Annotated in this window: 15 protein-coding genes; 9 read left to right on the forward strand and 6 right to left on the reverse strand. The window is 67.9% G+C overall.

The window, feature by feature from the left end:
• The first annotated feature begins 342 nt into the window (after window positions 1-342).
• From VB739_RS14885 to VB739_RS14895, 3 genes are all read left to right on the forward strand, one after another.
• Window positions 343-882: a PadR family transcriptional regulator gene (locus VB739_RS14885; RefSeq protein ID WP_323357813.1), complete on the forward strand. Its 540-nt coding sequence runs from the start codon at window positions 343-345 to the stop codon at window positions 880-882.
• Window positions 883-945: 63 nt separating this feature from the next.
• Entirely contained in the window at window positions 946-1,737 is a 792-nt protein-coding gene (locus tag VB739_RS14890; RefSeq protein ID WP_323357814.1) for a M23 family metallopeptidase, read from the forward strand.
• A 242-nt stretch (window positions 1,738-1,979) separates the two neighbouring features.
• Window positions 1,980-3,152 carry a serine hydrolase domain-containing protein gene (locus tag VB739_RS14895; protein WP_323357815.1) on the forward strand — a complete coding sequence of 391 codons (1,173 nt, stop codon included), beginning with the start codon at window positions 1,980-1,982 and terminating at the stop codon, window positions 3,150-3,152.
• Here VB739_RS14895 and VB739_RS14900 read toward each other — a convergent pair.
• The gene (locus VB739_RS14900; RefSeq protein ID WP_323357816.1) at window positions 3,124-3,825 is read right to left on the reverse strand and encodes a hypothetical protein; all 702 of its coding nucleotides are present in this window, start codon (window positions 3,823-3,825) and stop codon (window positions 3,124-3,126) included. The genes VB739_RS14895 and VB739_RS14900 overlap by 29 nt on opposite strands.
• Before the next feature lie 14 nt (window positions 3,826-3,839).
• On the opposite strand from VB739_RS14900, the gene VB739_RS14905 reads away from it, so the two are divergent.
• Window positions 3,840-5,402 carry an FAD-dependent monooxygenase gene (locus VB739_RS14905; RefSeq protein ID WP_323357817.1) on the forward strand — a complete coding sequence of 521 codons (1,563 nt, stop codon included), beginning with the start codon at window positions 3,840-3,842 and terminating at the stop codon, window positions 5,400-5,402.
• A 69-nt stretch (window positions 5,403-5,471) separates the two neighbouring features.
• Here the strand turns inward: VB739_RS14905 and VB739_RS14910 are convergent, their stop codons facing one another.
• Both VB739_RS14910 and VB739_RS14915 read right to left on the reverse strand, forming a co-directional pair.
• Entirely contained in the window at window positions 5,472-5,819 is a 348-nt protein-coding gene (locus VB739_RS14910; protein ID WP_323357818.1) for a DUF5615 family PIN-like protein, read from the reverse strand.
• Complete coding sequence (locus VB739_RS14915; protein WP_323357819.1) at window positions 5,816-6,046, reverse strand: DUF433 domain-containing protein; 231 nt, start codon at window positions 6,044-6,046, stop codon at window positions 5,816-5,818. Before VB739_RS14915 ends, VB739_RS14910 begins: the two co-directional genes overlap by 4 nt.
• A 108-nt stretch (window positions 6,047-6,154) precedes the next feature.
• Here VB739_RS14915 and VB739_RS14920 point away from each other — a divergent pair, with 108 nt between their 5' ends.
• The 3 genes from VB739_RS14920 to VB739_RS14930 all read left to right on the forward strand — a co-directional run bounded on the left by VB739_RS14920 (window position 6,155) and on the right by VB739_RS14930 (window position 8,708).
• The gene (locus VB739_RS14920; protein ID WP_323357820.1) at window positions 6,155-7,906 is read left to right on the forward strand and encodes a protein adenylyltransferase SelO; all 1,752 of its coding nucleotides are present in this window, start codon (window positions 6,155-6,157) and stop codon (window positions 7,904-7,906) included.
• A 143-nt stretch (window positions 7,907-8,049) separates the two neighbouring features.
• Complete coding sequence (locus tag VB739_RS14925; RefSeq protein ID WP_323357821.1) at window positions 8,050-8,310, forward strand: antitoxin; 261 nt, start codon at window positions 8,050-8,052, stop codon at window positions 8,308-8,310.
• Window positions 8,310-8,708: a type II toxin-antitoxin system VapC family toxin gene (locus tag VB739_RS14930; protein ID WP_323357822.1), complete on the forward strand. Its 399-nt coding sequence runs from the start codon at window positions 8,310-8,312 to the stop codon at window positions 8,706-8,708. Before VB739_RS14925 ends, VB739_RS14930 begins: the two co-directional genes overlap by 1 nt.
• 54 nt (window positions 8,709-8,762) lie before the next feature.
• Here VB739_RS14930 and VB739_RS14935 read toward each other — a convergent pair whose 3' ends face one another.
• Window positions 8,763-9,509 carry a DUF3427 domain-containing protein gene (locus VB739_RS14935; RefSeq protein ID WP_323357823.1) on the reverse strand — a complete coding sequence of 249 codons (747 nt, stop codon included), beginning with the start codon at window positions 9,507-9,509 and terminating at the stop codon, window positions 8,763-8,765.
• Between the two features lie 30 nt (window positions 9,510-9,539).
• Between VB739_RS14935 and VB739_RS14940 the strand changes: the two genes are divergently transcribed.
• Together VB739_RS14940 and VB739_RS16720 are read left to right on the forward strand one after the other, a co-directional pair.
• On the forward strand, window positions 9,540-9,863 hold the full coding sequence (locus VB739_RS14940; RefSeq protein WP_323357824.1) for a nucleotidyltransferase domain-containing protein: 324 nt from the start codon (window positions 9,540-9,542) through the stop codon (window positions 9,861-9,863).
• Between the two features lie 55 nt (window positions 9,864-9,918).
• Window positions 9,919-10,254 (forward strand): HEPN domain-containing protein, encoded by a 336-nt coding sequence (locus tag VB739_RS16720; protein ID WP_416233347.1) that lies wholly within the window; start codon window positions 9,919-9,921, stop codon window positions 10,252-10,254.
• On the opposite strand, the gene VB739_RS14950 is transcribed toward VB739_RS16720, so the two are convergent.
• Window positions 10,143-10,889 (reverse strand): DUF3427 domain-containing protein, encoded by a 747-nt coding sequence (locus VB739_RS14950; protein ID WP_323357826.1) that lies wholly within the window; start codon window positions 10,887-10,889, stop codon window positions 10,143-10,145. The genes VB739_RS16720 and VB739_RS14950 overlap by 112 nt on opposite strands.
• A gap of 19 nt (window positions 10,890-10,908) precedes the next feature.
• The gene (locus tag VB739_RS14955) at window positions 10,909-11,112 is read right to left on the reverse strand and encodes a hypothetical protein (protein ID WP_323357827.1); all 204 of its coding nucleotides are present in this window, start codon (window positions 11,110-11,112) and stop codon (window positions 10,909-10,911) included.
• Between the last annotated feature and the right edge of the window lie 221 nt (window positions 11,113-11,333).

An 11,333-nucleotide genomic window follows, 5' to 3' on the forward strand; every position in this document is an offset into this window, starting at 1 on the left:
TGACGGCCAGGGCGAGGCCCGCGGCGGCGCCGAGGGGCAGCAGCCAGCGGAGGCGGCCGGAGGGCAGGAGCTGCAGGGCGCGCCGCAGCCCGGGGACGCCATGGCGCGGCAGCACGGGGGAGAGGGAAGCCATGGGGGCGAGGCGACGGCGGGACCAGCGAGCTGCGGTGGCGATCCGAAGATCAGCCAGAAGCCCAACTTGTTGAGTATGTGCCAGAGTGTATGCACAACAAGTTTGGTAAGTCAACCGCGCCTGCTCGGCCCTGCTTCTCGCGCTTCATTCCTGCGGAGGCGCAGGCGCAGGAGGATGGACGGCGCCGCCGCCTCGCCCGCCCCACGCCCATGGCCCTGGCCCACACGATCCTCACGGTGCTGAGCGAGAAGCCCGCCAGCGGCTACGACATCAGCAAGCAGTTCGAGGAAACCGTGGCCTGCTACTGGAAGGCCAGCCAGCAGCAGATCTACCGGGAGCTGGCCAGGATGGAGCAGGACGGCTGGGTTCACGGCGAGGTGGTGCCGCAGCTGGGGAAGCCCGATCGCAAGGTGTATGCCATCACCGACGCGGGTCGGCAGGAGCTGGTGCGCTGGTCGGCGGAGCCCTCCGCGCCGACCCCGATCCGGGAAGACCTGCTGGTGAAGGTGCTGGGTGGCCCCTACGGGTCGCCAGCGCCGCTGCTGGAGGAGGTGCGGCGCCGCCGCGCCATCCATGGCCGGCAGCTGGCCTCCTACCAGGAGAAGGAAGCTCAGATGCAGGCTCTCGAGGCGCTGCCGCTGCAGGAGCAGTACCGCTATCTCACCCTGCGTCGCGGCCTCCTCTACGAACAGGAATGGATCCGCTGGTGCGAGGAGGTGATCGCCTTTCTGGAGGCGCAGATCCCCTGACCGCTCGCCTGCGGGCATCGGCCCCCGGGAGGCGGTACAACGCAGCTGCCCCTGGCTGGTTCGATGGCCCCCGCACGCCCCCGCTGGCTACCGGTGCTGCTGCTCGCCCTGCTGGGCGTTCCGGTTGGTGCGGCACCGAGTGCCGCGCTGCCGCTGAGCGAGCCGCTGATCCCCGATTCGGCCAGTGGGGCGGGGGCTGAAGCCGAGCCCTTCCCTGCCGCCCTGCTGCCGCCGGCCCCGCCCATCCCCTCCCCCATCCCCGCCACAACGCCCACCGCAACGCCAACGCCAACGCCCTTGCCGGAGCCCATCAGGCCCGAGCGGCCCGCGCTGGTTCCCGGGGTCGTGGCCGTGGGGGATCTGGCTCTCCAGACGCCACCGCCCGGGCCCGGCGATGTCGGGCTGAGCCTTCCAGCGCCACTCCACTACCCCATGGCCGTTGGGGCCTCTGAGCAGGATCCCTGGGGCTGGCGGTATTCGAGGGCGCGGGGCGCCTGGCGGATGCACACCGGGCTGGATCTGATCGCGGACGAGGGGACCGCGGTGCTGGCGGTGCTGGCGGGCCGGGTGCAGCGGGTGGCCGTGATCGATGGCTACGGCCTCACGGTGCTGATCGACCACGGCGCCGGCTGGTCGAGCCTCTACGCCCACCTGCTGAGGGCCTCGGTGGAGCCGGGCGAGAGCGTGGGCGCCGGACAATCCCTGGGCCAGGTGGGCCAGAGCGGCAACGCCAGTACCCCCCATCTGCACCTGGAGCTGCGCCAACGGCAACCGCAGGGCCTGGTGGCGGTGGATCCCACCCCGCTTCTGCCCGCGCCTCCCGCCGGAGGCCTGGCCCAACAGCCGATCCGGTAGCGGCGGCGCTGGAAGGCCAGCAGCAGGGCGGACGATCGCCTCAGGCCACGAAGGCTGGGCATGGCGTCTGGCGATCAGGGCCAGGACAGGAATGGCTCCGGGGTGGGGACCCGCAAAGCCGAGTACCGTTGCGGCGTCCTTCACGGGCGGGTATGGATCGTCGCGGGTGCGACCGACGGGCGCGGCGTGCCCTGGGCGTCGTGCTCGCCTCCTGCCTGAGCGCAGCGGACCCCGTCCGTGCCATGGACGCCAGCGAGGCACCGGCGGCGGAGTCGCCCCAGGCGGCCGCCATCCTGCGGATCGTTCGGAACCGTATGGCTGTTGATCACCTGCGGGCGGTGATTGTGCGCGTCACGATCGACGGCAAGGAGGTGGTCACTGAGGCGATGGGCGCGTCGATGACGGGCGTGCCCGCCACGGAGGACATGCATTTCCGCAACGGTGCGGTCGCCATCTCCTACGTGGCGACGCTGCTGTTGCAACTGGTCGACGAGAACAAGGTGCGTCTCGACGACAAACTTTCGACGTGGCTACCGGACATCCCGAATGCGGATCGGGTCACGCTCGGCCAGCTGGCCCAGATGACCTCCGGCTACCGCGACTATGTGATCGGTAACGACGCGTTCGTCCAGGCACTGCTCGAGAACCCGTTCCGTCCGTTTGCGGTGCCGGATCTGCTCGCCTACGCGAACCTCCAGACGCTCTGGTACAAGCCCGGCACGAACTGGAACTACGCCCACACGAACTACGTTCTCCTCGGCCTGGCGCTGGAGAGAATCACGGGCCAGACGATGCCCGTGCTGATGCAGGAGCGGATCTTCGGTCCTCTGAAGCTCCGCAACACGCGGGACCCCGGCGGCACGCCCGTGATCACGCCGCCGGTGCTGCACGCCTTCTCGTCGGAACGGCGTCAGGCCCTCGGCATCGCCGCAGGGACCCGCTTCTACGAGGAGTCGACCTACTGGAACCCGTCGTGGACGCTCGCCCGCGGGGCGGTCCAATACACCACCATCCACGACATGGCGACGTCCGCCGAGGCGATCGGGTCGGGACGGCTGTTGGCGCCGGAGACCCACCGGTTGCAGATCGCTCCGACACTTCGGGGCTTCGGCAAGCCGATCGAGGGCTGTGCGACCTGCGCCACCCTCACCGACTTCTACACCTACGGGATCGGGATCGTCCTTTCGGGCCCCTGGCTCCTGCAGAACCCGCTGTTCTCCGGGCAGGCCGGGGTGATGGCCTATCTGCCGTCGCGGAAGATCGCGGTGGCGGTGGCGGTCACCTTCGACGAAGAGGCCTTCGACCCAAGCGGTGCGTACTGCAATTCAGCGGATGACATCTTCCGCGCGATCGGCACCTACCTGGCACCGGAGGAAGCCCCGCCCGTCAGAGCCCCTGCCAGAGAAAGGTGTTGAAGGATCGGTTGCCCAGCTGGCTCCGGTACTTGAGAGTGTTCTCGCTGGAGAGACTCACCACGGCGCCGAGCCGGTCGGCCAGCTTGAGGCACTGCTGGAACTGCGGGGCGCTGTAGCACTGCACATCGAGCTGGTTGCAGCCCGCCGTGGGCAGCAGGCTGGCCTGGAACGGCTGGATGCTGCAGAAGATCGGTTTGGGGTACAGCCGACGCAGCAGGTAGAAGTCCTCCAGGGAGTAGTTGGCGAAGAAGTGGTCGTCCACCTGGATCGCGTCGCCGTGGCGGGCTTCGTGCACCAGATCGCTGATCCCCAGCGCCCGGTACTGGGGGGACTGCACCCACACCACCGGCATCAGCCCCTGGCGCCGCGCCGCCTGGGCCGCCTCCCTCTGCATCGCCTCCGAGACCTTGCGGACATCGAGGAACACCACCTTGAAGTCGCTGCTCCGGATCTCGGCCATCACCCCGTTCAGCGACCCCCGGGAGGCGTAGTACCAGATCTGGGGCTGCGACAGCCAGGTGCCGTTGGGGGCCGCCTGCACCGCTGCCGCGCTGAGGGCCAGGCCCCCGGCCAGGGCGGCGGTCGTGGCGGTGGCCAGGGAGCGGAATGGGTTGGCCAGGACCGAGCCCCGGGGTGCATTTAGTGTGCCCCGCGCTGGCCCGCGCCAGCTCAATCCGCCTGGGCGCCATGCTTTCGTCCCTTCCCAGCCAGACCTGCGTGCTCGTGGTGGGAGCGGGTCCCACCGGCCTGCTGCTGGCGGGAGAGCTGCAGCGCCGCGGCGTTCCCAACCTGTTGATCGATGCCCGGGCCGAAGCCCTGCACTGGGACCGGGCCACGGTGATCCACCCGCTCTCGTTGGAGATCTTCGAGGCGCTGGGGCTGGTGGATCGGTTTCTCGAGGCCGGCTGCCGGCAGCGAAGGATCCTGATCCACGCCGATGGCCAACGGCTGGGGGAACTGGATCTGGCCGGCTGCGGCAGCCGCTACGGCTTCAATCTCGGCCTTTCCGAAGAGGTGACCGAAACCATCCTCACCGACCATCTCGAGCGGGAGGGGGGCACGGTGCACCGCTCCTGCCGGCTGGTGGCTCTGGCGCCCCATGGCGAGGGGGTGACCGCCACGGTGGCCAGTGGCGAGCGGGAGCAGCCCGTGCAGGCCCGCTGGGTGGTGGGCTGCGACGGCCTGCGCAGCACCACCCGCGAACTGAGCGGCCTCGCCTTCGAGGGCCATGGCATCAGCCGCCCCTGGGCCGTGTTCGATGCCGCAGTGGAGGGCTGGGCCGACAGCCATGAGGTCAACGCGGCGTATCTGGACGCCTCACCCCTGATCCTCACGGCCCTGCCCGAAGAGCGCTGGCGGGTGTACCTGCGGCCCGCCGGCGAGGAGGGCGATCTGGTGGCGGAGGCCACCACCGTGCTGCAGCGCTACCTGCCGCAGGCCCGCTTCAGCGCCGTGGAGAACCCCAGCCGCTTCCACTGCCACAGCCGGGTGGCCAGCGCCTTCCGCGCCGGGCCGGTGTTCCTGGCCGGCGATGCCGCCCACGTGTGCTCCCCCGCCGAGGGGCACGGCATGAACGGCGGGCTGCACGATGCCGCCAACCTGGCCTGGAAGCTGGCCCTGGTCCACCACGCGGCCGCCGACCCCGCCCTGCTGGACAGCTACGAGCAGGAGCGGCGTCCGGTGGCCCAGCAGATCTGCCGCTCCGGCGATGCCACCGAGCAGGCCCACGGGCTGCAGGAGCCCGCTGAGCGCGCCGCCCGCGACCGGGCGATCGCCGCCATGCTGGCCAATCCGGTGGCCCGCCAGCAGGAGGTGGTGGCGGAAACCGAGATGAACGTGAGCTACGCCGGCTCGGCGATCATCGGCGGTGGCGAGGGCCAGCCCTTCGGCTTCGGGGCCGGTCAGCGCCTGCCCACCACGATCGCGCTGCCGCCCGAGGCCGGCGCGTCCCTGCTGCACCGGCTTACCCACCGGCGCGGCCACACGCTGCTGCTGCTGGCTGGCCCCGAGGCGCCCCCGGACGCCCTCGCCGGCCTGGAGGCCGAGCTCGAGGCCGACAGGGCCGCCGGCACGGTGCCGCCGGCGCTGGTGGAAGCCGTGGTGTCCCTGCGGCTGGAGCAGGCGCCCAGCCTGGGTCTGGGGACCCTCACATTGTTGGCGGTGCGGCCGGACGGCTTCATCGCCCTGCGAGCCGACGCTGATCACCGCAGCGCGGCGCGACGGTATGCGGGGTTGGTGATGGGCCGCTGATGCGGAGACGGGCAAGCAACAGCCTTCCCAGCCTGCAGCGGGTGGCGAACCGGGACATTCCCATGGGGGCTAGGGGCCCGGGCTGAGCACCAGAAAACCTGCCTCCGGATGGGACGAGAAAGCCTCGATGGCATCGATGTGATCAAGCAGCAGCCCAGCCGTTGCTGCGTTGCTCGCGTTACCGATGGCTAGGCAGATCACCTTGGGCGGGAAACCGCGGCTCATGCTGATCCGCAGAAAATCCTCGTCCTTGGTCACCAATAGGTCGCCGTCAAGGCGAGCCCGATCCCAGATCGCCAGATCGTCGGCCCCACCCAGCCCAAGAAGCCGCACATGCCTTGAGCCTGGGAACCCACCGGAGAGCAGAGGCAGGAGACGCTCGGAAAGGTTCTCATCCAGAAGCAGATGGATGCTCACGCCGCCGTGGTCAGGCTGAGGAGTAGGCGTTCCCGATCTGCTGCATAGGCCAGGCAAGCCAGCACGTCGTCATGGCCGAGCTGCGGGAAGTCCTCCAGCAGTTCCGCTTCACTCATGCCGCTGGCAAGAAAGCCGAGCACATCACCCACCGTGAGTCTGGTGCCGCGAACGCAGGGCTTGCCGAAGCGCACGGCTGGATTGATGGTGATCCGCCCTTGGAAGTCCATGGTTCAAAGCTAATCCGCCCACGTCGCGTTCAGCCTCGAACGCACCCGCAAACGCACAACCAGCGTGATGGCCGCAACGTCGCCACTGATGGCGAGAGCCCCGCCAGGATGGTGACCCCAGCGTCAGGGCCCTGCCCAGGCCGCGCCACACCCGAGAGACCCGTGCCGACAGCAGCGCCCACCACCGTGCTGACGAAAACCTTCGCGGACTTTGCCCAGCGGGCCGACTATTCGCTGCTGGATTCCCTGCGGCCGGATCCCCAGGCCAGCGTCGACGGCCAGGATCACCGGCCCCGCCAGGTGTTCTCCGGTCATTACGTGCCGGTGACGCCAACCCCTCTGCCGGCGCCGGAGCTGGTGGCGCACAGCCGCACCCTCTTCGATGAGCTGGGCCTGGGCGATGGGCTGGCCCATGACGACCACTTCCGCCGCCTGTTCTCCGGCGACATCACGGCGGCTCAGGAGCCGATGCGGCCCTATGGCTGGGCCACCGGTTATGCGCTCTCGATCTACGGCAGCGAATACATCCAGCAGTGCCCGTTCGGCACCGGCAACGGCTATGGCGATGGCCGGGCCATTTCCGTGTTCGAAGGCGTGTTCAACGGCCGGCGCTGGGAGATGCAGCTCAAGGGCGGCGGCCCTACGCCCTACTGCCGCGGGGCCGATGGTCGCGCTGTGCTGCGCTCCAGCGTGCGCGAGTTTCTGGCGCAGGAATTCATGCACGCCCTGGGGGTTCCCACCTCACGCTCGCTGACGCTCTATGTGTCGCGATTGGAAACCGTGCGCCGGCCCTGGTATTCGGCGAACTCCCGCTCGTTCGACCCCGACATCCTGGTGGACAACCCCGCGGCGATCACCACCCGGGTGGCCCCTTCTTTTCTGCGGGTGGGCCAGCTGGAGCTGTTCGCCCGCCGCGTCCGCAGCGGTGCCCATCCGGAGGCGCGCAACGAGCTGCGGATGATCGTTCAGCACCTGATCGAGCGCAACTACCGCCAGGAGATCGATCCGGGTCTGGATTTCAGCGAGCAGGTGTTGGAGCTGGCGGGGTTGTTCCGCGGACGCCTGACGGCTCTGGTGGCGAACTGGATGCGGGTGGGCTACTGCCAGGGCAATTTCAACAGCGACAACTGCGCCGCCGGCGGCTACACCCTCGACTACGGCCCCTTCGGCTTCTGCGAACTGTTCGATCCCCGATTCCAGCCCTGGACCGGCGGCGGCCAGCATTTCTCCTTCTTCAACCAACCGGTGGCCGCTAGAGCCAACTTCCAGATGTTTTGGACCGCTCTCCGGCCCCTGCTCGAGGGCAACACGGCGGCCCTGGAACGGCTGGATGAGATCCACGACGGCTTCGCTGATGCGATGGGCCAGGAGCTCGACGCTATGTGGGCCAGCAAGCTCGGCCTGATCCACTACGACGCCGAGCTGGTGCAGGACCTGCTGCAGCTGATGGTGGCCTCCAAGGCCGACTACACGATCTTCTTCCGCAGGCTGTCGGATATCCCCGAGCAGGTTTCGGCCCTGCAGGAGAGCTTCTACGTGCCCTGCTCAGAGGAGCTCGATGCCCAATGGACGAGCTGGCTGCAACGCTGGCGGCATCAGGTGACGAGCAGCGGCGACCTCCGCGAGACAGCCGCCGCGATGAAGCGCGTGAATCCCGCGGTCACCTGGCGCGAATGGCTGATCGCCCCGGCCTATGAACAGGCGGCGCAGGGTGACTACGGCCTGGTGGGGGAGCTGCAGGAGGTGTTCCGCCATCCCTACGACGCGCTGGCTCCGGAGCTGGCGGCGACGTATGACCGCCTGAAGCCCAGGGAATTCTTCAACGCCGGAGGGGTGTCCCACTACAGCTGTTCGTCCTGAGCGGATGCCGTTCGCTCTGAGCGGTCTCAGGCTTCGATCCACCACAGGGCCTCGCGGCCACCAGCAACGCCCTCGCCGTTGAGGGGGCGGCATGGGAGCACAGGCCTGGTCTAGACTCGGTATCGATCACGTGTGGGGGTGCCATGCGCGCCAAGCTGTTCCGCAACGGCCGCAGCCAGGCGGTGCGGCTGCCGGCCGAGTTCCGCTTCGAGGGCACGGAGGTGGAGGTGCATCGCGATCCCGAGAGTGGCGCTGTGGTGCTCACACCGGTGCGGCCATCGGCCCGCGCCCTGCTGGATCAAAGGGATGACCTGCTGCAGGAGCCTGGGTTCCAGGCCGAGCTGGAAGCGTTGTTCGACGGGTTGCGCGACACGCGCCCTGCGGAGCCGGTGGAGTTCCCCTGATGGCTGCGGCAAAGGGGAGGCTGATGCTCGACACCAACGCCGTGAACGCCTTTCTGAAAGGCCTGTCGCCCCGGCTGGATACCTGGGTGTGTGAGCAACGCTGTTGCCTGTCGTCGATCGTGGTGGCGGAGATCCGTTACGGCCTGGAGAAGCTGCCGCCAACGTCGCGGTTGCAGGCGCTGGTGGAGAACACCCTCAAGACCCTGGAGATCCTGCCCTGGTCGGAAGCCTGCGCCAGGGTGTATGGCCGGCTGCGGGCCGATCTCGAACGCAACGGGATGCCGTTGGCGGCGATGGATCTGCTGATCGCCAGCCATGCCCTCAGCGAAGGTTGCGCCCTGGTGACGGCGGATCAGGCCTTTGCCCATGTGGCCGATCTGCAGCTGGAGGCCTGGTGACGGCCAGCAGGCAGGGGTTGGCCAGGTGCCTTCTGACTTGGCGTTTTCTCCCCCTCAAGCCGCCAATGCCAGAGATGGCGAGGAACAGCCAGGCAGGTAGGCCGCCGGGATCTCCCGCTCCAGCCGCCAGCGAATCGCCATCGGCCGTTCACCCTCGTGGCTCACGTACTCGGCAAAACCGAGGCAAAGAAACGGCAGCGTCACCCGACTGCCACGCTCAACGTGGTGGATGTATCTCTGCCCGGTGGCGGACGCTTCCCGGGTGAGGCTCTTGCTCTCCCAGTGGAACTCCCACGGGGAGATGGCGACATCGTTGTAGCGGGTGGTGGGGGAGAACAGGCGCTCCGACTTCTTCAGGGTGATGAAGAAGACGTCGCACTGGGTGGCGTTATCGCAGAACACCCCCTCGCGGCCGGGGAAAGGGCGGGCCTCGTTCAGCAACCCAAAGGCGGCGAACACCTCGGCGCGGGAGTAGCGGCCGTGGAGTTGGAGGGGCATGGGGGGCGGATCGGCGCGGACCCAGTCGAGCGGCGTCACCAGGTGGTCGGTGCGCTCGATCAGCAGCGCGAACAGCTCCACCAGTTCGGCGCGGAGGTCGGCCGAGGCCCTGAGCCGGAGGAGGGCCATCAGCATGCGCCAGCTGCGTTCGCTCGACACCCGATCGAGCTGCAAGCTGCAGCCGGCCGGCAGGAAGGGAACCCCTTCGTTGATCTGCTGTTCCAGCTGGTCGCGGGTGCCACCGAGCAGGGCGCGGTAGCGCAGGTCGAAGCGGAAGCTGCGGTGGGCCTGGCCGAAGGTCATGACCCTGGCAGGGCCGGCGATGATGGAGCCATGGCCCTGGCCCCGTTCGTCACTCAAGAGGCTCTCAAGGCCTTTACCGATCGCCTGGTGGAGGCGTTCGCTCCGGAGCAGGTGATTCTGTTCGGCTCGATGGCACGAGGAACAGCCGGTCTGGAATCGGATGCCGATGTGTTGGTGGTGATGCCCTTCGAGGGAAGAGCGCTGGAAAAGATCCTGGAAATCCGCAACGTCTGCCAACCCGAGTTCCCTCTGGACATGCTGCTTTGGCGTCCCGAGGACATACCCAGGCGCTACCGCTGGGGAGACCCTTTCATCCGTGAAGCACTCGACCACGGTGTGGTGCTGTATGGCTGAGCGCAATCCTGTCGTTGATGAGTGGATGAGCAAAGCCGAGGGTGATTGGCGGGCCATGGAGTTGTTGCATCAGCAGCCAGGGCATGAAGATGCCGTGGTTTTTCATGCTCAGCAGTGCCTGGAGAAATATTTCAAGGCAGCCCTGATTGCCCATGGGGAGTCTGTGCAGAAAATCCATGATCTTCGGGAACTCTCCAGGCAACTCGGGATCTTGATGCCGGATTGGGAAGCTGATCCTTCTGATCTGACCAGGATCACCCAGGGAGGCGTGATGTTTCGCTACCCGGGGATGGAGGCCCATGCTGACGACGCTGCCCGTGCTGTTGGCATCACCAAACAGCTGAGGCAGCGGCTTTCTGGATGGCTGAGGACGCTTCCGGAAGACAGTTGAACTGCCCCCTTCACCCCGCCGCGCCTGTTCTCCTCCCGCACGAACAGCATCACCCGGCTGCCTCGCTCTCGGTGGTGGATGTATCTCTGCCCGGTGGCGGACGCTTCCCGGGTGAGGCTCTGGCTCTCCCAGTGGAACTCCCACGGGGAGATGGCGTAGTCGTTGTAGCGGGTGGTGGGGGAGAACAGGCGCTCACTCTTCTTGAGGGTGATGAAGAACACGTCGCACTGGGTGGCCCGATCGAACAACACCCCCGACTGGCCGGTGGTTTGCTGCGTATCGGTGATCAGCCCAAAGGCGGCGTAGATCTCGGCGCGGCTGAAACGGGCATGGAGGGCCAGGGGCACGGGCTGATCCCACACCAGGGGAGGGGCGAGGTGGTCGGTGCGCTCCAACAGGAGTGCGAACAGGTTGCGCAGCTCATCGATAAAGGCTGGACAGGCCCAGAGGCGATCCAGCGCGTCTTGCAGACCAAGCCGAACAGGCGACGTTCCCCAGAGCTGGAGCAGCAGCATGCGCCAACGCCGGCGGTCCGTTTCGCTCAGGTTCTGCGACTGGGGTGGCTGGCGACTGGCGAGGTCCTGCAGCAGGAACGAAAGACGGTCGGTGTCGTCCAGGTGGAGGAGGCGCCCCACTCCCCGCCCCAACCGCTCCTCATCGCCGCTGGCCGCCCCCCGCCGCCAACCACCCCAACTCCCGCTGCAGCAACGCCCAGGAGCCCGCCACCTTGTAAAACTCCGCCAACTCCATCCCCAGCCCCTCCGGCAACGCCGCCAGCGAACAGCGCCCGAGGCGGCGAGCTTCGGCGAGCAGCTGGGGCCGGCGCGTGGGCAGCGACTCGCGCAAATTGGCAAGCACCCGCTCGCTCGACACCCGATCGAGCTGCAGGCTGCAGCCGGCCGGCAGGAAGGGAAACCCGTCTTTGATCTGCTGTTCCAGCTGGTCGCGCGGGTGACGTGGACCCCAAAAACTGATCCAGCCCTTATGAGAGCTTCCCTACCGGCCAGACTTGGCCAGGACAAGCCCCATGAAACGCAAACGCCACAACCCCGAGCAGATCATCCGCAAGCTGCGCAGCG

It is taken from the genome of Cyanobium gracile UHCC 0281 (assembly GCF_034931305.1).
GTDB classification, from domain to species: Bacteria; Cyanobacteriota; Cyanobacteriia; order PCC-6307; family Cyanobiaceae; genus Cyanobium; species Cyanobium gracile_A.

Coding starts and splice junctions, on each gene's coding strand:
- VB739_RS14885 (WP_323357813.1), top strand. CDS start 343: ATGGCCCTGGCCCACACGATCCTCACGGTGCTGAGCGAGAAGCCCGCC.
- VB739_RS14890 (WP_323357814.1), top strand. CDS start 946: ATGGCCCCCGCACGCCCCCGCTGGCTACCGGTGCTGCTGCTCGCCCTG.
- VB739_RS14895 (WP_323357815.1), top strand. CDS start 1,980: ATGGACGCCAGCGAGGCACCGGCGGCGGAGTCGCCCCAGGCGGCCGCC.
- VB739_RS14905 (WP_323357817.1), top strand. CDS start 3,840: ATGCTTTCGTCCCTTCCCAGCCAGACCTGCGTGCTCGTGGTGGGAGCG.
- VB739_RS14915 (WP_323357819.1), bottom strand. CDS start 6,046: ATGGACTTCCAAGGGCGGATCACCATCAATCCAGCCGTGCGCTTCGGC.
- VB739_RS14920 (WP_323357820.1), top strand. CDS start 6,155: ATGGTGACCCCAGCGTCAGGGCCCTGCCCAGGCCGCGCCACACCCGAG.
- VB739_RS14925 (WP_323357821.1), top strand. CDS start 8,050: ATGCGCGCCAAGCTGTTCCGCAACGGCCGCAGCCAGGCGGTGCGGCTG.
- VB739_RS14930 (WP_323357822.1), top strand. CDS start 8,310: ATGGCTGCGGCAAAGGGGAGGCTGATGCTCGACACCAACGCCGTGAAC.
- VB739_RS14935 (WP_323357823.1), bottom strand. CDS start 9,509: ATGACCTTCGGCCAGGCCCACCGCAGCTTCCGCTTCGACCTGCGCTAC.
- VB739_RS14940 (WP_323357824.1), top strand. CDS start 9,540: ATGGCCCTGGCCCCGTTCGTCACTCAAGAGGCTCTCAAGGCCTTTACC.
- VB739_RS16720 (WP_416233347.1), top strand. CDS start 9,919: ATGGAGTTGTTGCATCAGCAGCCAGGGCATGAAGATGCCGTGGTTTTT.